The 26,788-nt window shown below is 36.4% G+C and carries 18 protein-coding genes; 13 read left to right on the top strand and 5 right to left on the bottom strand.

Features of this window, described 5'->3' with window-relative positions; genetic code table 11:
- Nucleotides 1-4: 4 nt before the first annotated feature.
- Entirely contained in the window at nucleotides 5-454 is a 450-nt protein-coding gene (locus ABD692_RS10570) for a hypothetical protein (protein ID WP_316756113.1), read from the top strand.
- A gap of 124 nt (nucleotides 455-578) precedes the next feature.
- Nucleotides 579-1,244 carry a tetratricopeptide repeat protein gene (locus ABD692_RS10565; RefSeq protein ID WP_316756111.1) on the top strand — a complete coding sequence of 222 codons (666 nt, stop codon included), beginning with the start codon at nucleotides 579-581 and terminating at the stop codon, nucleotides 1,242-1,244.
- A 361-nt stretch (nucleotides 1,245-1,605) separates the two neighbouring features.
- On the opposite strand, the gene pth is transcribed toward ABD692_RS10565, so the two are convergent.
- The 3 genes from pth to ABD692_RS10550 all read right to left on the bottom strand — a co-directional run bounded on the left by pth (nucleotide 1,606) and on the right by ABD692_RS10550 (nucleotide 4,054).
- Nucleotides 1,606-2,166: an aminoacyl-tRNA hydrolase gene (pth, locus tag ABD692_RS10560; RefSeq protein WP_316756109.1), complete on the bottom strand. Its 561-nt coding sequence runs from the start codon at nucleotides 2,164-2,166 to the stop codon at nucleotides 1,606-1,608.
- Nucleotides 2,167-2,385: 219 nt separating this feature from the next.
- Nucleotides 2,386-2,970, bottom strand: a complete 585-nt coding sequence (locus tag ABD692_RS10555; protein ID WP_316756107.1) for a 50S ribosomal protein L25/general stress protein Ctc — start codon at nucleotides 2,968-2,970, stop codon at nucleotides 2,386-2,388.
- 142 nt (nucleotides 2,971-3,112) lie between these two features.
- Nucleotides 3,113-4,054 carry a ribose-phosphate pyrophosphokinase gene (locus ABD692_RS10550; RefSeq protein WP_316756105.1) on the bottom strand — a complete coding sequence of 314 codons (942 nt, stop codon included), beginning with the start codon at nucleotides 4,052-4,054 and terminating at the stop codon, nucleotides 3,113-3,115.
- A gap of 357 nt (nucleotides 4,055-4,411) precedes the next feature.
- Here ABD692_RS10550 and ABD692_RS10545 point away from each other — a divergent pair, with 357 nt between their 5' ends.
- Both ABD692_RS10545 and ABD692_RS10540 read left to right on the top strand, forming a co-directional pair.
- Nucleotides 4,412-7,438, top strand: a complete 3,027-nt coding sequence (locus ABD692_RS10545; RefSeq protein WP_344766786.1) for a glycosyltransferase family 117 protein — start codon at nucleotides 4,412-4,414, stop codon at nucleotides 7,436-7,438.
- Nucleotides 7,439-7,669: 231 nt separating this feature from the next.
- Nucleotides 7,670-10,711, top strand: coding sequence for a glycosyltransferase family 117 protein (locus ABD692_RS10540; protein ID WP_344766784.1), 3,042 nt, complete (start codon nucleotides 7,670-7,672; stop codon nucleotides 10,709-10,711).
- Nucleotides 10,712-10,965: 254 nt separating this feature from the next.
- On the opposite strand, the gene ABD692_RS10535 is transcribed toward ABD692_RS10540, so the two are convergent.
- Nucleotides 10,966-11,928, bottom strand: coding sequence for an acetyl-CoA carboxylase carboxyltransferase subunit alpha (locus ABD692_RS10535; protein ID WP_316756099.1), 963 nt, complete (start codon nucleotides 11,926-11,928; stop codon nucleotides 10,966-10,968).
- 242 nt (nucleotides 11,929-12,170) lie between these two features.
- Here ABD692_RS10535 and ABD692_RS10530 point away from each other — a divergent pair, with 242 nt between their 5' ends.
- Nucleotides 12,171-12,770, top strand: a complete 600-nt coding sequence (locus tag ABD692_RS10530) for a thioredoxin family protein (RefSeq protein ID WP_344766782.1) — start codon at nucleotides 12,171-12,173, stop codon at nucleotides 12,768-12,770.
- A gap of 207 nt (nucleotides 12,771-12,977) precedes the next feature.
- On the opposite strand, the gene ABD692_RS10525 is transcribed toward ABD692_RS10530, so the two are convergent.
- The gene (locus ABD692_RS10525; RefSeq protein WP_316756095.1) at nucleotides 12,978-13,259 is read right to left on the bottom strand and encodes an ATP-dependent Clp protease adaptor ClpS; all 282 of its coding nucleotides are present in this window, start codon (nucleotides 13,257-13,259) and stop codon (nucleotides 12,978-12,980) included.
- 148 nt (nucleotides 13,260-13,407) lie between these two features.
- Here ABD692_RS10525 and ABD692_RS10520 point away from each other — a divergent pair, with 148 nt between their 5' ends.
- The 8 genes from ABD692_RS10520 to ABD692_RS10485 all read left to right on the top strand — a co-directional run bounded on the left by ABD692_RS10520 (nucleotide 13,408) and on the right by ABD692_RS10485 (nucleotide 26,729).
- Nucleotides 13,408-14,454, top strand: coding sequence for a 3-oxoacyl-ACP synthase III family protein (locus ABD692_RS10520; RefSeq protein ID WP_344766780.1), 1,047 nt, complete (start codon nucleotides 13,408-13,410; stop codon nucleotides 14,452-14,454).
- Between the two features lie 95 nt (nucleotides 14,455-14,549).
- Nucleotides 14,550-16,118, top strand: coding sequence for a DUF1800 family protein (locus ABD692_RS10515; protein WP_344766778.1), 1,569 nt, complete (start codon nucleotides 14,550-14,552; stop codon nucleotides 16,116-16,118).
- The gene (locus ABD692_RS10510; protein WP_316756087.1) at nucleotides 16,115-17,701 is read left to right on the top strand and encodes a DUF1501 domain-containing protein; all 1,587 of its coding nucleotides are present in this window, start codon (nucleotides 16,115-16,117) and stop codon (nucleotides 17,699-17,701) included. Before ABD692_RS10515 ends, ABD692_RS10510 begins: the two co-directional genes overlap by 4 nt.
- Nucleotides 17,702-17,776: 75 nt before the next feature.
- Nucleotides 17,777-18,730, top strand: coding sequence for a Smr/MutS family protein (locus ABD692_RS10505; RefSeq protein WP_344766776.1), 954 nt, complete (start codon nucleotides 17,777-17,779; stop codon nucleotides 18,728-18,730).
- Between the two features lie 183 nt (nucleotides 18,731-18,913).
- On the top strand, nucleotides 18,914-19,978 hold the full coding sequence (locus tag ABD692_RS10500) for a FecR family protein (RefSeq protein WP_344766774.1): 1,065 nt from the start codon (nucleotides 18,914-18,916) through the stop codon (nucleotides 19,976-19,978).
- A gap of 186 nt (nucleotides 19,979-20,164) precedes the next feature.
- On the top strand, nucleotides 20,165-23,440 hold the full coding sequence (locus ABD692_RS10495) for a SusC/RagA family TonB-linked outer membrane protein (protein ID WP_316756080.1): 3,276 nt from the start codon (nucleotides 20,165-20,167) through the stop codon (nucleotides 23,438-23,440).
- A 19-nt stretch (nucleotides 23,441-23,459) separates the two neighbouring features.
- The gene (locus ABD692_RS10490; RefSeq protein ID WP_344766771.1) at nucleotides 23,460-25,040 is read left to right on the top strand and encodes a SusD/RagB family nutrient-binding outer membrane lipoprotein; all 1,581 of its coding nucleotides are present in this window, start codon (nucleotides 23,460-23,462) and stop codon (nucleotides 25,038-25,040) included.
- Between the two features lie 129 nt (nucleotides 25,041-25,169).
- Complete coding sequence (locus ABD692_RS10485) at nucleotides 25,170-26,729, top strand: S10 family peptidase (protein ID WP_344766769.1); 1,560 nt, start codon at nucleotides 25,170-25,172, stop codon at nucleotides 26,727-26,729.
- Nucleotides 26,730-26,788: the final 59 nt, after the last annotated feature.

Below are 26,788 nucleotides of genomic sequence, written 5' to 3'. Positions count from 1 at the left end.
TTCAATGTTAAAAATTAAAGCTTACATTCATCGCAAGGAAAATTATATGGTAGCGCAAAAAATGTTAGAAGGAAATGTTCTTTGGTCATACGACTATGAGCTAAACGAAGAAAAAAGATATGGATGGTTAAAAAAAATTAGTGGAATATTTTCTTTTTTAAAGCCCATGCACAATCACGAAGGTAATATTTTACTGGCTTCAAATGGTCTTTTCATTACGGGCGATGAACATCTAGAACTTCCACTTACACACATTGAAGAAGTTTATATGGGCTTTGATGATGTATTTCCAGCATCATCTGTAAAAAACTTTGGCGCATTTTGGCAACCCATCCGTATTAAGTCTTTTATAAGCAACTCCGAAAGTCAAACCATTTACCTTATTATAAACTACAGCGGTCTTTTCAGCGATAATAAAACCTGGTTTAACACCCTAATTAGTTTATTGCGGTAACGAAAACACAATATCCTATATTTCTAGCACTTAAATAACTACAGTTTAATCAAATACTTCAAAATAAAGGTTGATACTTTGATTGAAAAACGTATTTTTGCAATCTTAAATTTTTTAAACAAACATGTCTACAACAGATAACCAGACAACTCAACCTATTAGAAAAGGTTCTTTTTTACAGGAAAACAATAAAAGCTTGCTATTTATAGCTGGTGCTGTAATCGTTTTAATTGGTGTGTACTTTTGGTACCAAAACGTTTACTTAAAAGATCGTGCACAAGAAGCTGCAAGCAAAATGTTTAAGGCAGAGCAATTAATCGGTGTAGATTCTTTATCTAACAAAGCAATTAAGGGCGAAGGTGGTTACCCAGGTTTAGAGCAAATTGCTAAAGATTACGATAACACTAAATCAGCTAACTTAGCTAACCTTTACTTAGGTGGTATTTATTTACGTAAAGGCGAGTATAAACAAGCTGTTGAAGCATTAAGCAAATATACCGCAACAGGTAGCCCAGTAGCAGACCCATTAGCTTTAGGCTTATTAGGCGATGCTTACAGCGAATTAAAAGACTACAAACAAGCTTCTACTTATTACAAGAAAGCAGCAGATAAAGCAAGTAAATTTACTTCGCCAATGTTTTTAAAGAAATTAGGCTTAGTAAACGAAAACCTTAAAGATTTTAAAGGTGCTGTTGATGCTTACACAAAAATTAAAACACAATACCCTGAAAGCCAGGAAGCTCAATTAGTTGATGCTTACATTGCAAGGGCTGAAGAACAAGTTAAATAAATCATTAACTAAATCATACTTAAAGACTATCGAAAGATGGTCTTTTTTTTTGCCTTTATATTTTTGAGGTTACTTTATTTTTTTTCTGAAAATTAATGGTATCGATGCTTTTGGCTTATGCAGCCCCGCAAATCGCTATAAGTCCTCGCTTCGCTGTGGGCTTTACGCTAATATCGGCCTTAGGCACATTGGCTTGTACAAAAAGCGCTAGAACCCATTGTAAAATAGACCTGATTGGAGTGAGCACGAAGCCGATTTTTTATCGGCGCAGTAAAACGTAAAGCAGGATTACTGGAACCCAAAAGCACAGAAACCTGCTCTACTAAAAATTATAATGTATGTTATGCAAATCAACCGCCTTTTATTTGTTAAAAGCCGTCATGGTATGTGCTGGCCCAATTGTTACGTAGCTCTTTATTAAATCGACACTTTTATCGATAAGAGCAGGCAACTCTAATTGTTCATTTTTATCAAACAAGCCTAAAACAAAATCAACCTGGCGGCCTTTAGGGTAATCGCTTCCGATGCCAAAGCGTAAACGAGCGTAATTTTGCCCGCCACAAACCTCTTCAATACTTTTTAAGCCGTTATGCCCTGCGCTACTTCCCTGTAGTTTTAAGCGAAGTTTACCTAAAGGCAAAGCTAAGTCATCTACAATAACCAAAACGTTTTCTGGAGCTATTTTAAGCTCTTTCATCCAATAGTTTACAGCTTTACCACTCAGGTTCATAAATGTGGTTGGTTTTATCACATGAAGCTTCTTTCCTTTAAAACCTACTTCAGCATAATAGGCCAAACGGATGTTATCGAAACTGCCACCCAAACCTTTAACCAGTTCATCGGCAATATCAAAACCTATGTTATGGCGTGTGTGCGCATAATCTGGTCCGATATTTCCTAAGCCAACTATTAGATATTTCATAGGCGCAAATGTAAAAGCTTAAAGCTAAAAGACCAAAGATAAATGGAAGATAGGTAACGGGGAATAGACAATAGGGAATGAATCTTCAGGATTAGCTGATGAGAAATGGGTTACGGAAAGCAAAATAAATTACATTAATACTGAAATCCTTAAAAATACAGCATAAAAAAACGGCCCGAATAAATTCGAGCCGTTTTCTGTAAAATCAAGAAAACTTGATTATTTTTTACCTTTAGCAGCTTCAGTTTCTGCTTGTTTTAATGCTCTAGACATTGCAACTGAAACGATAGTATCTTCAGGAGTATTAGTAATAACATAATTTGTTCCTTTTAAATCGCGAACGCGGAACAAGCTACCTACTTCTAATTTCTCTAAACTTACTTCTACGTTTTGAGGCATATCAGCAGGTAAAGATTTAACACGAAGTTTACGTAATTTTTGGATTAATTTACCACCCATTTTAACACCTGGAGAAGTTCCTGTTAATTTTACAGGGATTTCCATAACGATTTCTTTTTCTTCGAATAACTGAAGAAAATCGATGTGCATTAACACATCAGTTAATGGATGAAACTGAGTATCTTTTACGATAGCTTTAGTTTTAGTTCCGTTAACTTCAATTTCTACGAAGTTTACTTCTGGTGTATAAATTACATCTCTTAAGTCAGCAATTACAACAGCTAAATGTTGTTGTTCTTTACCACCATACAATACCGCTGGAACTTTACCTTCGTAACGAAGTTCTTTGGCATCGCGTTTCCCTACGTTCTCTCTTGGAGAACCGCTAATTGCGATTGTTTTCATTTTTATTTTATTTATTATTAGTATTTAAATAGTTAGTATCGAGTATTAAAATCTAAATTTTAAACTTTTACCGCCTAATTTTTTCTTTATTCTTATCAATTGTGAATATCGCTTTGTTATTCACTATAAGCTTTTAACTTAATTATACTCTAAACAAGTCGCTAATCGAACCGTGTTCATTTACATTAGCAATTGCTCTTGCAAATAAACTGGCTGTACTCAACACTCTAATTTTCGGACTTTCCGTTCTTAATGGAATGGTATCCGTAACAATTAGTTCAGTTAAAACCGAGTTTTCTACTGTTTCAATTGCTTTGCCCGATAAAACGGCATGTGTACAAACTGCTCTAACACTTGCAGCACCATTTTCCATAATTAAAGCCGCAGCTTTTGATAAGGTTCCTGCTGTATCGCAAATATCGTCAATTAACACAACATCCTGCCCAGTAACATCTCCAATAATCGACATAGATTCGATTTCGTTGGCACGTTTACGGCGTTTATCGCAAATAATAACTTCTGCATTAAAAAACTTAGCAAAAGTACGAGCTCTGTAAGAACCGCCCATATCTGGCGATGCTATTGTTAAATTTTTTAAGCCTAAGCTTTTAATGTAAGGAACAAATATTACAGAGCCATCTAAGTGATCTACTGGAATATCAAAGAATCCTTGTATTTGAGCTGCATGCAAATCCATCGTCATAATACGGTGAATACCTGCAGATTTTAATAAATTGGCAACTAACTTAGCCCCAATAGCTACACGTGGTTTATCCTTTCTATCCTGACGAGCTAAACCATAATACGGAACAACTGCCGTAATGTAATGTGCCGATGCTCTTTTTGCTGCGTCAACCATTAACAAAAGTTCCATTAAGTTATCGCTTGGCTGACAAGTAGATTGGATTAAAAAAACATCGCAACCGCGGATTGATTCGTCGAATGAAGGCTGAAATTCGCCATCGCTGAATTTGTGGATAGTAACTTCGCCAAGTGGCTTGCCGTAACTTTCGGCAATTTTTACTGATAACCCTCTTGAACCTGTTCCGGAAAATAATTTTACCGGGTTAAACTGCAATGGCATGGTCCGTGTGTAGTTTACGGTTTAAAAAAAATCGGATCATGTAATTTTTAAATACACGATCCGATGCTAAATTTTGTTGTCCGACCTGGATTCGAACCAAGACAAACAGTACCAAAAACTGTCGTACTACCCTTATACTATCGGACAAACTACTTATCGAGGATATATCCCCGATTGGGAATGCAAATGTAGGAAGCATATTTTAAATATGCAAGAGCGATTTAAAAAAAAATTAAAATTTATTTCATTGACTAAAATTTCTAAAAAAATCTTTTCATCCTATGCAACATTCCTTTTTTAAATCCGACTTTATAGGTTAAACCTATAACCCTTTTACTATCAATCAATAACCGAACTATGACGTACTCCAGAATTAACACAATTACTGGTTGGCTGTGTTTTTTTACCGCTGCTGTAACCTACATTTTAACTTTAGATCCATCTGCAAGTTTTTGGGATTGCGGCGAATTTATTGCTTCAGCTTTCCGTTTAGAAGTCGTTCATCAGCCTGGAGCACCCCTAGTTTCGATGATTCAAAGATTATTTTCTACCCTCGCTTTTGGAGATTTAACTAAGGTTGCTTACTTCATGAACATAGCTTCGGCTATGGCAAGTGCGGCAACGATCTTATTTCTTTTCTGGACCATAACGGCATTAGCAAAACGAACTCTAGTAAAACAGGAAGAAGAAATCAATTCTTCGAAAATTATAACCATTATTGGCGCAGGGCTTGTTGGCGCCCTGGCTTACGCATTTTCGGATAGCTTTTGGTTTTCGGCAGTAGAGGCCGAAGTGTATGCAATGTCTTCTTTATGTACGGCAATTGCATTGTGGGGGATTTTAAAATGGGAATCGCAAGCCGATAAGCCGCGAGCTGACAGATGGCTTGCATTTGTTGCCTACATTATTGGCTTATCTATAGGTGTTCATTTGTTAAACCTACTCGTTATACCAGCTGTTATTTTCGTTTATTATTTCAGGATAACACCAAAACCAACAAACAAAGGCATTATAAAAACATTTGCGGTTTCGATTCTAATACTGGCTTTTGTACAGTTCGGAATTATCCAGTATATGGTTTCAACGGCTGCCTTTTTCGATCTGTTTTTTGTAAACACTTTAGGCTTAGGTTTTGGAACGGGAGTTTTACTCTTTGCAATTTTACTAATCTCAGCCCTTACGCTTGCGATTAGATACTCCATAAAAAGAAATAAAAAAGTATTAAATCTGGCATTAGTTTCTACCACTCTATTAATATTCGGCTACAGCTCGTTTGCCCTTCTGATTATCAGAGCACAAGCCAAGCCTAACCTAAACAACACAAATCCAGAAAATGCCTTTACATTTTTAAATTACGTTAATCGGGCACAATATGGCGACAGACCATTGCTTTATGGCGAAAACTATAATTCAGAGAAAATAGATCTTAAAGAAACTGGAAAACTTTACAGAAAAGGTTCAGAAAAATATGAATCTGCTGGCACGAACTCTAAATACGTTTTTGATAAAAACACTTTCATCCCTAGAATGTATAGTGATAAACCTGAGCACATCAAGTTTTACAAAAGCTGGATGGGTTTTGATGACGAGCATAAATTGTCGCTTGCCGATAACTTGAAATATATGTTTTCGTTTCAGGCAGGCCACATGTATATGCGTTATTTTATGTGGAATTTTGTTGGTCGTCAAAACAATCAAGATGGGCAATTAGGTGAAAACGGAGGTGGTTGGCTAAGTGGTGTAAAACCTATTGATGCAATAAGACTGGGTGATCAAAAGAATTTACCTCCATCAATAGTAGACAATAAAGCTTATAACCGATTTTTCTTTCTCCCATTAATTTTGGGTTTAATTGGTGCTGTTTGGCATTTCAAACGCAACCAGAAACATGCAGGCGTAATTGCATTACTATTTTTCTTTACAGGCGTTGCCATTGTCCTTTACCTAAATTCAGTTCCTATCGAACCAAGAGAAAGAGATTATGCCTATGTAGGTTCGTTTTATGCTTTTGCAATTTGGATTGGCTTAAGCGTAATTGGGTTAAAAGAATGGCTTTTTAAGAAATTAACACCCGCCAAAGCTGCTGTATTTGCTTCCTCAATTGGTTTATTGGCGGCGCCAGTTATTATGGCTACTCAAGGCTGGGACGACCACAATCGTTCGGAAAGCTATCTAGCAAGAGACATTTCGGTAAACTACCTAAAATCATGCGCTCCAAATGCAATTTTATTCACTTATGGAGATAATGATACTTTTCCAGTTTGGTATGCACAAGAAGTAGAAAACGTTCGTCCTGATGTAAGGGTTGTAAATTTAAGTTTGGTTAATTTCGATTGGGCAATTGATGGAATGAGAAAAAAGCAAAACGAATCTGCTCCATTACCCGTTTCTATGAAACCCAATCAATACGCCGCAGGAACGAGAGAAGTCATGTACTATCAGGATTTTAAAATTGCACAAAGTATTGAACTAAAAGATATTATGGAGGTTTTGCTATCAGATAACGATGCTGATAAAATAACACTTCAAGATGGGTCAAAATCCAATGTTTTGCCGACAAAGAACTTCAAATTAACCATTAATCCTAAAGAGGTTGTAGATACAGGAACTGTGCCAGTTGAAGATGCAGGTAAAATTGCCAATACAATGGAATGGACTTATGACAGTAACTACATCACTAAAGGCACTTTAGCGGTACTTGATATTTTAGCCAATAATGATTGGAAAAGGCCAATCTACTTTACTAATGCTATGCCAGATGAGCAATACATCGGCTTAAAAAAGTATTTATACTCTGAAGGATTAAACTTGAGATTACTCCCCTTAAAACCAGCTACGGCTAAAGAGGAAATATTTGAACAGGTAAATGTGAAACCATTTTATAATAATATTATGAACAATTATAAATGGGGAAATATTAAATATGCTAATCACCTCGACAGGCAATCGGCTGATGATGTTACCATGTTTACCAATATGTTTAACGGTTTAATTGGCGGATTAATTAGCGAAGGAAAAATAGCGGAGAGTAAAAATGTAATTGATAAATACTATGCAGTTATGCCAGATAAGTTTTACAGCATGCGACAAATTATGAGTTCATTCTATTTCACAGAAAATCTTTACCGTTTAAACGATCTTAATCGTGCGAATGCTTTTATCAACAAATCTGCAGATTACATGAACAAAGAGTTAACGCATTTAGCAGCAGTTTCTGAAAGTAAAAACCAGCTATCATCAGAAAGAGAAATTCAGGTTTACATGACTTATTTAGGTCAGATGGTAAAGCTTACTCAGGCATATAAACAAACAGAGCTAAGTAATAAGCTCGAAAAACAGTATAATCAGTTTATGACAAGGTTTACGCCTTTTCTAGGTAGCTAAGGCTGTTCTCCTTGTTAAATCGAAACCCGTGAATACTATTATTGCATAGCATTTTACGGGTTTTATTGTTTATTTACAAAGCCCTACTTAACACTTTATATCACGCACAAAATTTTAAACCGTTAAAAAGTGTAAAAACAATGGGAGATTTTCCTCATTTATCGACTATATTAATTAATTTCGGCAGCATTTTTATGTGCGAAACATTTAATTTATCATTATCAAATACCAATGAATTATTCAAAAGTTAATAATATTACTGGCTGGATTTGCTTTTTTATTGCAACGCTAACTTACGTTCTAACCTTAGAGCCTTCTGTAAGTTTTTGGGATTGCGGCGAATTTATCGCTTCTGCACTTAAAATGCAGGTTGTTCACCAACCAGGTGCTCCCTTATTCTTAATGCTACAAAGATTTTTCTCTGTATTTGCTTTAGGCGATGTTACTAAGGTTGCTTATTGGATGAATATTGGTTCGGCGATTTCTAGTGGTGCTACTATCCTATTCTTATTCTGGACAATTACAGCTTTAGCTAAAAAAACTTTAGTAAAAGCAGATGAGGTAATAACTTCTGGCCAATTAATTAGTATTATGGGCGCTGGTGCCGTTGGTGCTTTAGCTTATACATTTTCAGATAGTTTCTGGTTCTCGGCTGTAGAGTCTGAAGTTTATGCGCAATCATCATTATTTACTGCAATTGTTTTTTGGGGTATCTTAAAATGGGAAGCTCATGCAGATGAACCAAGAGCAGATAGATGGTTATTGTTTATAGCGTATATAATGGGTTTATCAATTGGTATCCACCTTTTAAACTTATTAACGATTCCTGCTATTGCCTTTATCTACTATTTCAAAAAATCAGAGAAAGTTACCACTTCAGGTATTTTTAAAACCCTTTTGGCAGGTATATTAATTTTAGGTGTAATTCAGTATGGTATTATCCAATATCTGGTTTCATTTGGCGCCTATTTCGATTTATTCTTTGTAAACACTTTAGGCTTAGGTTTTGGAACAGGTGTATTGTTTTTCGCTGTTTTAGTTATTGGCTTGCTGGTTATGGGTATCCGTTATTCAATTAAACACCAAAAGAAACTTTTAAACTTGGGTTTAATTTCTACCGTTTTAATCATTTTCGGTTATGCTTCTTTCTCTATGATTATTATTAGAGCTAAGGCTGACCCGAATTTAAATAACAGCGCTCCAAAAGACGCTTTTTCTTTCTTAAGCTACTTAAACCGTGAGCAATATGGCGATAGACCATTAGTTTTTGGTCCGAATTATAACTCTGAAAGAGTTGGTGTAGAACAAGGAAAAACCATCTGGAGAAAAGGTGCTGAAAAATATGAAGTAGCTGGTAAGAAAAGTGACTATCAATATAGCGATAATACTTTTTTACCGCGTATGTATAGCGACGACCAAAAACATGCTGAGTTTTATAAAGAATGGATGCACCTTGATGAAAGTAAAAAACCAAATACTGTTGATAATATTGGTTTCTTATTCAGCTATCAAATTGGCTATATGTACTTACGTTATTTCGGATGGAACTTTGTGGGTCGCCAAAACGACGAGCAAGGTCAGGGAAGCGGATTTGAAGGTACGTCATTAAGTGGCGTTAAACCAATTGATGCAATCTGGCATGGTAACCAAAGCAATTTACCGCCTTCAACTGTTGATAATAAAGCATATAACAGATTCTTTTTCTTACCATTAATTATTGGCTTAATGGGTGCAATCTGGCACTTTGGCCGTAATCAGAAAGATGCGGGTGTTGTTGGCTTATTATTTTTCTTTACAGGTATTGCTATTGTTTTATACCTAAATCAAAAACCTTTAGAACCTCGTGAACGTGATTACGCTTATGTTGGCTCATTCTATGCCTTTTCGATATGGATAGGTCTTGGTGTTTTAGCGATAAAAGAATGGCTGTTTAAAAAGCTTACACCTGCAACTGGCGCAATTGGAGCTACAGTTATAGGCTTGTTGGCAGCGCCAGTAATAATGGCTCAGCAAGGATGGGATGATCATGATCGTTCTACCAAAATGGTGGCACATGATATTGCTTTAGATTATCTTCAATCTTGTGCTCCAAATGCAATTTTATTCACCTATGGTGATAACGATACTTATCCCCTTTGGTATATTCAGGAAGTAGAAAAGGTTCGTCCTGATGTGCGTATTGTAAACCTAAGTTTATTTGATACCGATTGGTACATCAACGGGATGAAACAGAAACAGAACGATTCTGAACCGCTCCCAATTTCGATGAAAGAATCGCAATTTGTGCAGGGCGAACGTGATGTAATGCCATACGACGATTACAAAATTGCTGGTAGTGTAGAAATTAAAAACGTTGTAGATTTATTGTTATCAGATAATCCTGATGATAAAGTAGCTATGCAAGATGGCACTAAATCGAACTTCTTGCCGACTAAAAACTTCAAGCTAACCATCAATCCACAAGAAGTGATTAGCACAGGCACTGTTGCAGCTGCCGATGCTGATAAAATTACACCTGCAATGGAATGGAAATTTAACAAAGGTTATGTAACCAAAGGTACTTTAGCCATGTTAGATATTCTTGCACACAATAACTGGAAAAGACCTATTTATTTCGCTTCCACTGTTCCATCTGATCAATATAACGGATTAGGTAGCTATTTATACAGCGAAGGTTTAGCTTTGCGCTTATTGCCGTTGAAAGCGGATACTACTGCCAGCGATGAAAGAGAAGAGTTACTGAACACACCTGTATTGTATAAAAATGTAATGGAGAAATTTAAATGGGGCAATATGAAAACTGCCAAATATTTAGATCCACAATCATCAGATGATACATTCATTTTTACAAATCTATTTAGCAGCTTAACAGGTAGCTTGATTAAAGAGGGTAAAACGGAAGAAGCTAAAAAAGTTGTAGATAAATATTTTGATGTAATGCCAGATAAATTCTTCGGTATTCGTACAGTTGTGGTTAAGTACTACATGGCAGAAAACTTATATAAACTTGGCGAAACAGAAAAAGCAAATGCGATTTTACTTAAATCAGGCGATTATATCCAAAAAGAATTAACCTATTTAGCTGATATTTCTGGTTCGAAAGGCAGTTTAACAGGAACTCAAAATGTTCAAACAGGACTTTACTACTTAGATCGAATGATTAAAACTGCTAAAGCTGTTGGTCAAACAAAAGTTAGCACACAACTGGAGAAACAATTTGCAGGATTAGAAGCAAGGTTTTCACCTTATTTCGGTCAGCAACCTGGCCAGTAAACAAAATTTACAATTCAAAAAAAAGCAGCTAAATTAATTTTTAGCTGCCTTTTTCTTGCAAAGAATTATCCATTTGCTACCGAAAGTAATGGTTAAGTTCTAGTTAAACAATCTCGGTAAACCCAGCTTTATTTCGGTCATCTTAATGATTAATAGGCTGAGATAATCTGTAACCAACTAAATCTAATAATTAAAAGCATAAAAAAATCCTGCGAGACAAGTCAGGCAGGATTTCAGTTATAATTAGTTAATGATTATTCGTTCACAACACCCATCGCACAGAATTTATCAATTCTTTGTTCGATAAGTTTATCGGTTTTTAATTTACTTAAAGAAGCTAAATCCTTAAGAATATAGTCTTTTAAAGTTTGTCCCATTAATTCAGGATCTTGGTGTGCACCACCTAATGGCTCTGGAATAATACCGTCGATTAATTTATTACCGAACATATCATCAGAAGTCAATTTCAAGCATTCTGCAGCCTTTTCTTTAAAATCCCAGCTTCTCCATAAAATAGAAGAACAAGATTCTGGAGAGATAACGGAATACCATGTGTGCTCTAACATATAAACTCTATCACCAATACCAATACCTAAGGCACCGCCCGAAGCTCCTTCACCAACAACTACGCAGATAATTGGCACACGTAAAACCGACATTTCAAGTAAATTGCGGGCAATTGCTTCACCTTGACCACGCTCTTCTGCTTCTAGTCCTGGGTAAGCACCCATTGTATCAATAAAAGAAATTACTGGTTTGTTAAACTTTTCAGCTAAACGCATTAAGCGTAAAGCTTTACGGTAACCTTCGGGGTTAGCCATACCAAAATTGCGAAACTGACGCTCTTTAGTATTTTTACCCTTTTGATGACCGATAACCATTACGGTTTGGCCGTTAATAGTTGCAAAACCACCGATAATTGCTTTATCGTCTTTTACTGTTCTATCCCCATGTAACTCAATAAAATCATCACAAATCATGCTGATGTAATCAAGCGTTTGTGGTCGATCTGGATGGCGGCTCATTTGAACCTTATTCCAGCCAGTTAAATTTTTATATAAGTTTTGGGTAGTTTCATCTAATTTACCATCAAGCTCGTCTAACGTGGCAGACATATCTACCTTAGTTTTTTCGGCAACTTGTTTAACCTTTTCTATCTGCTGAACTAAATCGGCAATAGGTTTTTCAAAATCGAATGATGTTTTTATCTGCTGCATAATTGGGTTACAAAAATAAGCAATTATTTTTAGTTTGCAGTTAACAGTTTTTTTTTGCCAATATTTTTGATTCCGATAAATGAAATGTATAACTCAAAACTCACACAATCTTTATTGTTAGCCACGCTCTTCTCTATTCATAATTATAATAATCATGCATTAATAATAGCGAACAATTTCTTGCAAACAGATGATTATTTTCGATGATTTTCTGCTTTCCTTTGCGACATAATTTAAACATCATGGTTAATTACAGCGAAATTTTCAACGAGCAAGGAATGGATTATCAAACCTACCGTACTTTGATCGATCAACTTCTTTTAGAGGGGAAAGCAACAGGCGATGTATCTTATGATTTGCACTACACTAAAATGAATGTGCAAAGGATGAGCCGCGTTGATAAGACTGTTAACTTAATTGATGAATTAACATCAACTATCGATGCTCTTAAAGAAAATTATAAGTTTTTAGTAATTACTGAAGGCTGGTGTGGCGATGCTGCTCAAATTGTTCCAGTATTTAATAAAATTGCAACTGCCTCTTTAGGTAAAATTGATTTAAGATTTGTTCTTCGCGATAAAAACCTGCCTTTAATTGATGCGCATTTAACGAATGGTGGCAGAGCAATTCCTGTTCTTTTAGTTTTAAATGAAACTGCCGGTAAAGTTTTAGTTAGTTGGGCACCAAGACCACAGGTTTTGCAAGAACTTTTAAAAGAGTGGAGAAAAGAAACTTCTGATATGACCATCTTATCCGAAAAACTTCACAGCTGGTATGCTAAAGATAAAACGCAAAGTACACAAGCAGAATTAAATAAACTTTTAAAAAGCTTAGTTGCCTAACGAGCCTGCTGCGGGCCAGTAATCGGAAGCTGTGGTTAAAAGTGAGAAAGCGGCATTTGGTAAAAAGAAAGGCATTCTTTCCGTTTGCTCAGATTTATCATCATGACCATACGCTGCTATTGAATCAAAATCATCTTTCCATATAAATGATGAGTTTTTTCATACCCAAAGTTTAAAAACCATTTCGCTGGCAGCCAAAGTATTTCATTAATCAACAGAAACGGTCAATCCTTCTTGTTGAAGAATTTTGCGGTAAACCTCCATTTCAGTAAATGAACCTTCTAAAACAGGGCATTTTCCGTCATTATGTACTTTCCAGGCAATTTTTTCTGCCTGAGATTCGTTATAATCTAAATACTTCATCATGCAGTAAATTACATGATCGAATGTATTTACATCATCATTCCACAAAATAAGGCGATGTACGGTTTTAATAGAAGTTAGAATTTCTTCGAGCGTAAAGGTCTCTTCTTTGGTTTCTGTAGACATGCCGCAAAAATAACTATTTTTATGTAAGATGTAATAGGTTAAATGGAAGATGGTTGCGATTATTAGTTACACTTATATACATTTTCAATCCAACCTTGCACATCTTCCCTCCGTTTTAATACATTTGTTAACCAAATATTAATTTAATATGCACCAATCTAAAATTGCAGGAATCGGATATTACGTTCCAAAAAATGTATATACAAACAATGATTTAAGTCGTTTTATGGAAACCAGCGACGAATGGATTCAGGAGCGAACAGGAATTAAAGAACGTCGTTTTGCAGATAGAAATGAGGAAACTACAACCACTATGGGCATTGAGGCTGCTAGAATTGCAATCGAACGTGCTGGCATTACAGCAAAGGATGTAGATTTTATTGTATTTGCAACACTTAGCCCTGATTATTATTTCCCAGGCTGCGGTGTTTTATTACAGCGTGAAATGGGTATGGGAGAAATTGGCGCCTTAGATATTCGTAATCAATGCTCAGGATTTGTGTATGCACTTTCGGTAGCCGATCAGTTTGTAAAAACTGGTATGTATAAAAATGTTCTGGTTGTTGGAAGCGAGAAACATTCTTTCGCCATGGATTTCGAAACAAGAAGCAGAAATGTATCTGTAATTTTTGGGGATGGTGCAGGAGCCGTAGTTTTACAACCAACAGATGAACCTGGCAAAGGGATTTTAAGTACTCATTTACATAGTGATGGAGCTGATGCCGAAATTTTGGCAATGTACTACCCTGGTTCTCATGCAAATAAATGGATGAAAGATAAACCCGCCTTCCCCGATCAGGAATTAGGAGGCTTGTTTATGACGCCAGAGATTTTAGAAAGCAATGCGATGTTACCGTATATGGATGGTCCATCAGTTTTCAAAAAAGCAGTTGTTAAATTTCCAGAGGTGATAAAAGAAGCGTTAGCTGCCAATAATTTAACCGAAAAAGATATCGATATGTTGGTGCCGCATCAAGCTAATTTAAGAATAAGTCAATATGTACAACAATTGCTCGGCTTAAAAGATGACCAGGTTTTTAACAATATTCAGAAATACGGAAACACCACCGCAGCATCAGTTCCAATTGCTTTATGCGAAGCTTGGGAAGCTGGGAAAATAAAAGATGGTGACTTAGTTTGTTTGGCGGCTTTTGGATCAGGTTTTACCTGGGCAAGTGCGCTAATTAGATGGTAATTTCGGTTTTAGTAACTAAATTTTGACATTTCGTGTAAAATAACTGGAATTCAGTTATTTAATACTTAATTTTATTTTGTTTCTAAAGAGATTTTATGGCGATAGAGGTTTACTCTGGAAATTTCGGGACAAAAGAACTAAATCATTTACTAAAACGCACTTTATTTGGCGCAAAAAGAAGTGATATAAATTCGCTTGTTGGTCAATCTGTATCTCAGGTTGTCGATTTATTATTGAAAGATTTACCCCTTCCAAATCCACCAGTTAATAATTACAATGACGCCAATTATACAGATGCAAATGTTTTAGCTGGGCAAACCTGGGTAAATGCAATTTATACCGATGGAACAGCAAACAGTCGCCGTGTTGCCTCGTTTAAAGCTTGGTGGGTAACTCAAATGCTTAATCAGCCGATCTCATTAAGAGAAAAGATGACCCTATTTTGGCATAATCATTTTTCTACTGAAGCTGATACAGTTGATGATGCCCGATACATTTACAAACACAATAATTTACTCAGAAGCCTGGCCTTCGGCAATTTCAAAACACTAACCAAACAGGTAACTATAGACCCCGCAATGGTGCGTTATTTAAATGGTTATGCAAGTACAAAGGCTGCCCCCGACGAAAACTACGCAAGAGAATTACAAGAGCTTTTTACCTTAGGAAAAGGCCCAAATTCGAAATATACCGAAGCCGATGTTAAGGCTGCTGCACGTGTACTAACGGGTTACACGCTGGATGGTACAAATATTACATCCGTATTTAATACTTCGAGGCACGATACTACCGACAAACAGTTTTCATCATTTTATGGTAACAAGTTAATTAAAGGCAGAACTGGACTAGATGGTGCAAATGAAGTTGATGATTTGCTAGATATGATTTTTACTCAGGCGGAAGTGAGCAAATACATTTGCCGCAGGCTATATCGCTTTTTTGTTTATTATGATATTACTGCTGATGTAGAATCAAATATAATTACACCCTTAGCGGAAATTTTCAGGACAGCCAATTATGAAATTAAACCTGTTCTTAAAGCGCTGTTAACCAGTAATCATTTTTTCTTACCCCAAACCAGATCTTGCAATATTAAAGCACCTGTGGATTTTGTAGTCGGTTTAGCCCGCGAATTTGAAATTGTTTTTCCTGATGCTACTGATTATGTAAATGTTTACTACATGAGCGATTATTTGCGCAGCACAGCGTCTAATCTCCAACAAAACCTTGGCGATCCGCCGAATGTTTCTGGCTGGCCAGCCTATTACCAAACCCCACAGTTTTACGAACTTTGGGTAAATTCGGATACCTTACCAAAACGGAATGTTTTTACCGATAGATTTATAAGCACAGGTTATACCCGAAACAGTAAAAAAATAGTTATAGATCCAATAGCTTATACCTCAAAATTCAGTAAGCCCGAAGATCCAAATATTGTTGTTGATGAATCACTTGCACATCTTTATACCATTGATGTAAGCGCCGATGTAAAGAAGTTTTTAAAAAGCATTTTACTTAGTAATCAGGTTAACGACGCTTATTGGACGACAGCCTGGCAAGATTATAAAGCAGCACCAACTACAGCTAAAACAGCTATTGTACAAACTCGTTTACAAGAGTTTTATAAATATATTATGAACCTTGAAGAATATCAGTTATCATGAAAAGACGGGAATTCTTAACCAAGGCAATGCCTGCAGGAGTAGTTCTTCCTTCTTTAATTGGAGGCTTTTCATTGAAAGCTTTTGGCGCTTCAAGCTTGTTATCGGCGATTACGGCAGCAAATCAAGAAACCGATCATGTTTTGGTTATTATTCAGCTAAATGGTGGTAACGACGGGTTGAATATGATTCTTCCTTTGGATCAATATGATAATTTAACATTGGCCCGCCCGAATATTATTCTTCCAAAAAATAAAATTATAAAACTCACAGGATACAATACTGGAATTCATCCATCAATGTCGGGTTTGGCGGGATTATATGATGATGGAAAAGTTCAGGTTATCCAATCAGTAGGTTATCCGCAACCGAATTTCAGTCATTTCAGAGCAACCGATATTTGGCTTTCCGCATCAGATTCTGATCAAACTATAGAAAGTGGTTGGGCTGGAAGATATTTGAGTAATGAGTACACCAATTTTCCAATTGGCTATCCAAATACAGTAATGCCCGATCCGTTGGCTATCCAAATTGGCTCGTTTATTTCACCTGCATTCCAGGGGCCATCTGTAAATATGGGCATGGCAATATCCGATCCTGTCAATTTTTACAACTTGATAAATGGCATTCAATCGCCTGCACCGAACACCAACGCAGGAAAGGAATTAACCTACATCAGACAAGTTTCTCAACAAACCCAACAATATGCCTCGGTAATAAAAACAGCTGCAGGGAAAGTGACGAAACAAGGGGTTTATCCTACAAATAATTCCTTAGCCGACCAGCTCAAGGTTGTGGCCAGATTAGTTGCAGGTGGATTAAAAACCCGCCTTTACATGGTTAATATTGGATCTTTTGATACGCATGCTGCTCAGGTAAATACGGGCTCAACTGAAACAGGCACCCATGCTATACTGCTTCAAAAGGTGAGTGATGCCATTAAAGCATTTATGGATGATTTGAAAGGTTTAGGTGCTTCTAAGCGAGTTGCTGGCATGACCTTTTCTGAGTTTGGAAGGCGGATAAAATCCAATGCCAGTAACGGAACCGATCATGGTGCTGCTGCGCCTTTAATCGTTTTTGGTGATGCCATTCAGGGCGGTGTATTAGGCAAAAACCCAACAATTTCTGCCACAACTTCGGTAAATGATAATATCCCTATGCAATACGATTTTAGGTCGGTTTATGCTACATTGTTAGAGAAATGGTTTTGCGTTGATAAGGCAACTCTTTCAGCTGTAATGTTAAAAGATTTTCAATCTCTACCACTTATTCAGGCGAGTACAAATTGTATGTCTACCAGTTTGGCGCAAGCCAATCATTTAAGTGGCGAAAGTTTAATTTCCAATTACCCAAATCCATTTACCACATCTACTACTATAAAATACTCATCAAGAGGTGGTCACGTTTTAATTCAGGTGTTTAATACGATGGGCAAATTAATGTCGACAGTAGTAGACAACGTTAAAGAAGAGGGCACATATAATATCAATTTCGAAAATCAACATTATGCACCTGGAGTATATTATGCCCGTTTTCAAAATGGCGAATTGCAACAAGTTCGAAATATGCTCATCGTAGCCTAATTTAAAAATCGATACCTTTGTGCTTAATCTCCTCATTTCTTTGTGGAGATAATTTGATACTCAATCTGATAAAAAATGAAATTTAAGCTGGGTGATTTTGTGCGTTTCGTTGATGAAAAACGTGAAGGCTATGTTACTAAAATTATTGATGCACAAACTTTGGGTGTTACTGATGAAGACGGCTTTGAAATTCCCGTTGCAGTAAGCAATCTAACATCCGTGCACGGACATGGAGTTGTTGCAGAAGAAACTGATACACCAAAGCCAATTAAGGTTAATATACCAAGTGTAAGTAAAATAGAAAATGGAATTTATGTTGCCGTTGCTACTGATGATAAGGCGGGTAATGTTGTTCATTTCCATTTGCAAAATCAATCGGCTAATGTTTTATTGGTAAGCTTAACAACCGAAAGAAAAGAAAAATATGTAGGTTCTTTTTATGGTATTCTAGAAGCTTATCAAGCTAAATTAGTTTATTCTGCATCGCTTGCCGATTTAGATATCTGGCCAGAATTTACCTTTCAAGTTTTATTATTCAGCAAAGCTGATGTTAAACCCGCTGAACCTTTAGTAATTAAGAAGAAGTTTAGAGCAAAGGATTTTTCTTCAGAACAAAAGGAACTGCCACAACTAAAAAATAAGGGTTGGTTAATTCGTTTAGATGAATTGCCAATGGTTGCTATTGATGCTCAGAAATTAAAAGAAAGCTTTTTTAAATCGCCTGCCGAAAAGAAAACTGTTGATGCCCCATCAAAGGAAATTGATTTACATATTGAAAAACTAAGAGATGATCATCATTTTTTAGAAGCAGATGAAATATTGCAGATTCAGTTATCTCATTTTCAAAACACTTTAGATGCAGCAATTGTTCACCATTTCGATAAAATGATTTTTATTCATGGCTCTGGCAATGGAACTTTGAGAGATAAAATTCACAAACTAATAAGCAAAAACCCTCATATCAAAACGTATATGGATGCCAGAAAAGAGAAGTTTGGTTATGGAGCAACAGAAGTGGTTTTTAAATAGAAAGATTGTTTATCAGTTTATTCTTTTACTTGGCAAAAAATGCGCATTAAAAGTTTTTAGCCAATATTAATTCGTCTGTTAATCTACTTACAAGGCATATATTTCGTGTTGTTAAAAAAAAGTTAAAATTTCTTTAGGAAAAAGTAAACTTTTTAGGCACTGATATATAAAAGCCAAATAATAATGATTGATAGAAGTCAATTCGATGCAGAAGACTTTCTTGTAGATAGCACTTTCCAGCAATTTTGCGCTGGAACTGATAAGCTGTGTGTTGAATATTGGGAGAAGTATATTTCGGCTCACCCAGAGCAGGCAAAGGTTATTGCCGAATCAAAAAGATTATACTTTATTTTAAGCGGGAACAAACGTCCTTTAAATAATCAGCTTGAATTATTGAAGCAGAATTTCGACACCGAAAAGAAAAATTTTAAACTTAATAGAAATTACAACTGGTTAAAAATAGCCGCGGCTATATTTTTAGTTGCGAGTATTGGTTTCCTGTACGAAAACTATAAAACTAAAAAAGATATACTGGTTGCATCCGTGGCTCAAACTTTTTCGACAAAAAGCGGAGAAAGAAAAAAAATCACGCTTTCTGATGGTTCGACAGTTTTACTTAACGCAAAAAGTTCTATTTCAATAAGTGCAACGTTTAACGAAACAAATCGAGAAGTTATTTTAAATGGTGAGGCTTATTTTGATGTTGTTCATAATAAGGATAAACCTTTTAAGGTTCATACAAACGAATTCAACATTAATGTATTGGGCACGGCTTTTAATGTTAGGGCTTATTCTGATGAAATTTCATCCGAAGCTACATTAATTAGAGGTTTAATTACCATGGAAGCCGTTAATGGAAATGGTGGTACAATTACATTAAAGCCAAGCCAGAAGGTAACTTTTTATAAAAACGTTATTGTTGAAGAAAAAAAGAAAGTTTTAAAACCTGCTAAAATCAGTCCTGAGATTACCATAAACCACTATACTTTAATAAAAGATAGCACAATTGTAGAAACGGCCTGGACTCAAAACCGAATTGAAATTTATGATCAGGATTTCGACGAAATCCAAGGCGTTTTAGAAAAATGGTTTAATGTTAAAATCAAATTTGCTGATCCTGAAATAGAAAAATATCGTTTTACGGCAACATTTAGCCAAGAAAGTATTGAACAGGTTTTATCAGCCTTACAGAAAGTAGAAAATTTTAAATATGAAATAAAAGGAAATCAAGTAATCATCTCGAAGTAAGAGAAAAAAAGGACGGTGTTGGCGCACCGCCCCTTAAAAGTTCTTCTTTGATTAATCAATGGCAGTTTATGCGCAAACAGATTGCTGCCAACTAATTATGCAACCAAAAAAAACAAAAATATGATTTATTATTACTTATTGCAAGGGCATCCAAAATACAGGAGGCTTTTAAAATTCATTATGCTAATGAAACTAACCTGCATCATGGTTTTCATTACCTGCCTTAATGTTTCTGCATCGGTTTTTTCTCAGGAAAAAATTTCTTTAGATGTAAAGAAAACAAAACTAGCCAGGGTTTTACAGATTATAGAACAGCAAAGCAGCTATCATTTTGTTTACAGCTCTTCTTACGTTCCTGTTAATAAGGATGTAAGTATTACTGTAACCAATATTCCTGTTACTGATGTGCTATCAACCATCTTAAACAGAACCAATTTAAAATATTCAGTTTCTGATGGTGGTTTAATTGTTATTAGCAGAAACAAGGAAGTTCCAGTTTCAGGAACTGTAAAGGATGCACAAGGCGGATCATTACCTGGAGCCACAGTAAGGGTAAAGGGAACGGCTATTGGTACCTCATCAGATGTGAATGGCAAGTTTACCTTAAATGCGCCAGAAAATGCAGTATTAGTTGTTTCTTACGCTGGGTTTCAAACCAAAGAAATTTCTATAGGTACGCAAACATCGATTGATGTTGTATTGGCTGAAGATACCAAGCAACTTACCGATGTTGTGGTTACAGCCTTAGGTATAAAAAAGGAAAGAAGAGCTTTGGGTTATTCGGTAACACAAGTTGGAGGCGAAACCTTAACTCAAGCCCGTGAAAATAATATTACCAATTCATTAGTGGGTAAAGTTGCAGGTTTAGATATTGCTGGAACTTCTGGTGGTGCAGGAGCTGCAACAAACGTAACCATACGTGGCGTATCTAGTTTAGGCTCATCAAGTCAGCCCTTATATGTTGTAAATGGTATCCCGATGGAAAGTGCACCAGTTGGTTTTGGTAGTACAATCGGAATTGGCAATAATGGTGGACAATACGATAACGCACCAGATTTAGGAGATGCGATTAGTAATTTAAATCCTGATGATATCGAGAGTATTTCAGTGCTTAAAGGTGCAGCAGCTTCGGCTTTATACGGAAACAGAGCGAAAGCAGGTGTAATTTTAATAACCACTAAAAGTGGAAAAGGAAATAGTATAGAATTTAGCAGTAATTATGTTGCTGAACAGGTAATGGACAGAACAAACTGGCAATATGTTTATGGCCAGGGCGTAAATGGCATTAAACCGACTACACAATTAGCCGCGGCATCAACAGGTAGTTCGAGTTGGGGAGCTAAATTAGATGGCAGCAATGTTATTCAGTTTGATGGGGTAAGCAGACCATATAGTGCCCAAGAAAACAATATCGAAGATTTCTACAGAACTGGAGGAAGCTGGACTAATACATTAGCTTTGAATAAATCATTTACGGGCGGTGTAATTCGTTTATCTGCTAGCGATTTAACTAATAAATCTGTTGTCCCAAATTCGGGTTTAGATAGACAAAATTTTACCTTATCTGGTACTTTCGATCCGATTAAAAATTTGGTGATTGATGCTCGCATGAACTATATTTTAGAGCAGGCTAACAACAGACCAATGCTTTCAGATGGTGCTGGTAATGCCAACTATAATGCAGCATTTCTGCCAACAAGCGTAAATATTGCAACTTTGCAACCAGGTAAAAATCCTGATGGAAGTGAACTTTCTTACAATACAGGTAATCCTTATGCAACAAACCCTTGGTTTGCAGCTAACGACTTTATTCATAACACCAAAAGAGAGCGTTTATTAAGCTCGTTCAGTGCTAAATACACTTTCGATAATGGGTTGTTTTTACAAGGTAGAGCTGGTAGAGATTCGTACAACGATAGCTATATTGCTGTAACACCTTCTGGAACAGCTTATGATGCAGATGGAGGATATACTGAACAAAACAGTAAATTCTCTGATATTAATATTGATGGTTTAGTTGGTAAATCTTTTAAAGTAGCAGATTTCTCTATTACACCTAATATTGGCGCAAGTTATCGCCGAACAAAAAGCGAGGCGGTTACAAACGGAGGTGCTTCTTTCCAATTATTTGGTATATATACTTTAGCGAATACTGGTGGTAAATCGGTTTCTGCCTATAAACAAGATCAAGAAACTCAATCCGTTTACGGAACTTTAGAGCTTGCTTATAAAGATGTTCTATACTTAACTGGAAGTGCCCGTTCGGATTGGTTTTCTACATTGGCTACACCTGGAAAAGACAATAAACTTAATGTAATCTATCCTTCAGTAAGTGGTTCATTTGTTTTTTCTGAATTGTGGAAACCATCATTCTTAAGCTTTGGTAAATTAAGAGCTGGTTACGCAATGGTTGGACAAGCGACTATACCTTTTCAAACTCAGCTTTATTACAATTTACGTAGCGAATCTATTAATAATAACCCATTGGGTAACATCGTAAACTCTTCTATACCAAATTCATCATTAAGAGCATCAAAAGCAACAGAGTTGGAAATTGGTACTGAAATGAAATTTTTTAAAGATAGATTGAGTTTAGATTTTACCTGGTATAATAAAAAATCTACTGATGAGATTCTTCCTGTTCCCACCTCAACAACTACAGGGTACAGTGGAGCTGTGTTAAATATCGGTAAACTTAGAAATAAAGGAGTAGAAGCTTTGGTTTCTGGCGTTGTTCTAAAAACAGATGATTTCAACTGGACATCTAGCATAAACGGGTCTTACAACGACAACAAAGTTATTACGCTTGCACCAGGAACTGCATCTCAGCTTTTGGCAACATCAAGAAGTAATGTAGGTTTCTTGCAGAATTTAGAAGGTATGGCTATCGGGCAAGTTATGGCTTATGATTTCTTATATGATGCAAGTGGTAACATTGTGAAGGATACCAATGGCGCACCACAAAGAGGCGAATTAAAAGCTTATGGTTCTGCTTACAATAAATGGGCCGCTGGTTGGAATAACGAATTCAGTTATAAAGGCGTAAATCTTTCTTTCTTAATTGATGGTAAATGGGGCGGAAAAATCTTCTCTGCAACAGATTATTATGGCTACATTTTTGGCTTGCACCAGGCAACGCTCGAAAATCGTGATGCTTTAGGTGTTAATGCTGCTAACTATTACAGCACTTACGCTAACAATGTATCAAAACAGTTCGTTCAGGATGCGAGTTTTATCAAATTCAGACAGGTTATACTTGGTTATAATTTCCCAGCTAAAATGTTTAACAATAAGATTAAGGGCTTAAACGTAAGTTTTGTTGGGCGTAATTTATTTATCCTGATGAAGAAAACAGATAATATAGATCCAGAATCGAGTTATAATGCAACTATTCCAGGTATGGAATTAGGTGGTGTTCCACCAGTACGTACATACGGTTTAAATTTAAGTGTTAAGTTATAATCTTTTAAACGAATTGAAAATGAAAACGATCATAAAATTATACGTACCACTTTTATTATCTGGCTTAGTCATGATATCTGGGTGTACAAAAGACTTCCAAAAAATAAATACCGATCCTGTATCTGTGAGTCAGGAACAATATAATCCAAATTACTTATTATCTACAGCACAGTTAACATATACTGGCAGTACAGATTTTGCATACGAAACCTGGAGAGGAAATCTAATTTATGCATCGACAATGATGCAAGGTTTATCATCGGTAATTGGTTATTGGGCTGGTGATAAATACATGTTAAATGAGGGTTATACCGCCGCTTATTGGGAAAAGGCATATCCAGATCAGGTAAAATATGCGGTTGATTTAGTTGAGCTTACCAGAGGTAAAGCACAATACAACAATGTTCATCAAATGGGTAGAATCTGGAAAGCATTAATTTTCGAGAGACTAACTGATTTATATGGCGACATACCTTATTCTGATGCAGGAAAAGGCTATTATTCGGCAATTCTTTATCCTAAATACGATGCTCAACAAGCAATTTATACCGATTTATTAAAGGAAGTAGATGAAGCTTCTACCGCTTTAAATGCATCGGGCGATGTAGTTGGTGGCGATTTGGTTTTTGCTGGCGATGTTGCTAAATGGAAACGTTTCGGAAATAGTTTGATGTTGCGTATGGCAATGCGTTTAACCAAGGCAGATGCTACGCTTGCTCAAACTTACATTACAAAAGCAGTTGGAAAAACAATGACCAGCGATGGCGATAATGCAATTTTTAAGCACGACGCTAATGGTGGTCGTGTTACACAAAACAGGAATGCACAGGTTCTATTGGGCGACGGTGGACAAGAAAATTATTATACCAGATGGAGCAGTACTTTTATTAATTACTTAAAAACGAATAACGATCCGCGCTTAAGTAAAATTGCAGTAACCAAATTATATTTAACTGATGCAACGAAAGTTCAAAATCCTGCATTTGTTACTACAGCGGCTGTACAAAAAGGTATGCCAAATGGAAAAGACTTAAGTGGCATTGCTGGTAGAGATGTTCGTCAGGATGCTTCCTACACTGATTTTACCGATTATTCTTCACCACACCCAGGCATGCTAAAAAGAGATGGAAATACTTTCATCTTAACTTATGCAGAAAGCGAATTACTTTGGGCCGAAGCTGCACAGCGTTATGCTATTGGCGGTTCAGCGGCAACGCATTACAATGCTGGGGTAACTTCTGCAATGACTTATTTATCTCAATATGATGCTAATATGGCGGTAAATGCAAGCGATGCGGCAACGTATTTAGCTGCACATCCCTATGTAGCCGCAAATGGATTAGAAATGATTGCTACACAGTACTGGGCACATACCATCACCATGTTGGATTTTTACGAAACATGGTCGAACTGGCGAAGAACTGGCTTACCTGCTTTAGTCCCAATTGTATATCCAAATACAAATACAGGCGGTTCAATTCCACGTCGTTTTCCTTATCCGTTAGGCGAAGGTGTATCAAATGCTGCAAACTATAAAACAGCTTCAGCTGCGGTTCCAGGCGGAGATAAACTTGTTGGAAAAGTTTGGTGGGATAAATAATACTTCAAAACACACATATTTTAAAACGGCATTGCATAAAGCAACGCCGTTTTTTTATGGTAACATTTTCAATGTTTTTTTGAATAGCAAAAGCTTTAGTTTGATATTTATAATCCAAATCCAAACTAAATGAAAATTAAACTCCTACTCACTGCAGGCTTATTCGCAGGCCTTTTTGCCCACGCACAGCAAACACCCAGAAGAATCCCTGCTAAAGAAACTACCACAACATCTCAGGTAACCATTAAAGAAGAGCCAAAACCAACAGGTAATGAGCGGGCTTTAAAGGTAGAAAGTGCTGTAATTACGAATCACTCCATTAATATTGATGGTAAATCGGTTCCATATAAAGCCACAACTGGAACCCTGCCTGTGTGGGATGAAGATGGTAAACCGATTGCTGGTTTATTTTATACTTATTACGAAAGAACCGACGTTCAAAATCGCGATAAAAGACCATTAGTAATTTCTTTTAACGGTGGCCCTGGTTCGGCATCTGTTTGGATGCACATTGCTTACACTGGTCCTGTTGTTTTAAATATCGATGATGAAGGTTATCCTGTTCAGCCTTATGGCTACAAAGAAAACCCATATTCTATTTTAGATGTTGCCGATATTGTTTACATCGACCCAGTTAACACAGGTTATTCAAGAGCTGTAAATAAAGACATCCCGACGAATAAATTCTTTGGTGTACGTGCCGATATCAAATATTTAGCCGAATGGATTAACACTTTCGTTACCCGCAACAATCGTTGGGCATCACCTAAGTTTTTAATTGGCGAAAGTTATGGTACAACCCGTGTTTCTGGTTTGGCATTAGAACTACAAAATAGCCAATGGATGTATTTAAACGGTGTTGTTTTGGTTTCTCCAACAGAATTAGGCATTGAGCGAGGCGGCCCAGTTGATGCAGCTTTACGCCTACCCTATTTCGCGGCTACAGCCTGGTACCACAAAGCCTTACCAGCAGATTTACAGTCGAAAGATTTAACAGCAATGTTGCCTGAAGTAGAAAGTTTCACCATAAACGAAGTTATTCCTGCAATTTCTCAGGGAGGAATGTTAAGTGCCGATAAAAAGAAAGCAATTGCGGCAAAAATGGCCCGCTACTCAGGCATCTCCGAAAAAGTGTTTTTAGATTATAACCTTGATGTGCCAACTAATTTTTTCTGGAAAGAATTATTAAGAGATAAAGGTTTTACGGTTGGCCGCTTAGATTCTCGCTATAAAGGTATCGACAAAATGACCGCTGGAGATGGCCCTGATTACAATGCAGAACTTACTTCTTGGTTACACTCTTTTACGCCTGCAATTAATATGTATATCAGAAACGAGCTGAATTATAAAACAGATTTAAAATATAACATGTTTGGTTCAGTTTACCCTTGGGATAACTCTGGGAATAAAACAGGCGACAATTTAAGACAAGCTATGGCGCAAAACCCTTATCTACATTTATTGGTACAATCGGGTTATTACGATGGCGCTTGCGATTATTTTAATGCAAAATACAGCATGTGGCAATTAGATGCTGCTGGCAAATTGCAAGATAGAATGAGTTGGGAGGGTTATCGCAGCGGACACATGATGTATCTGCGTAAAGAAGATTTAAAAAATTCTAATAACCACATCCGCGATTTCATTAAAAAGGCATTGCCAAAAGCTGGCGAAGCGGCGAAGTTTTAAGGATTTATCGATTTTAAGATGATGGTGAGAAGGATTTCCATTTCCTTAAATATACGAGA

Source organism: Pedobacter ginsengiterrae (genome assembly GCF_039537385.1).
Taxonomy (GTDB): Bacteria; Bacteroidota; Bacteroidia; order Sphingobacteriales; family Sphingobacteriaceae; genus Pedobacter; species Pedobacter ginsengiterrae.
The sequence above is the reverse complement of the archived record's forward strand: the minus strand, read 5'-3'. Positions and strand labels throughout refer to the sequence as shown.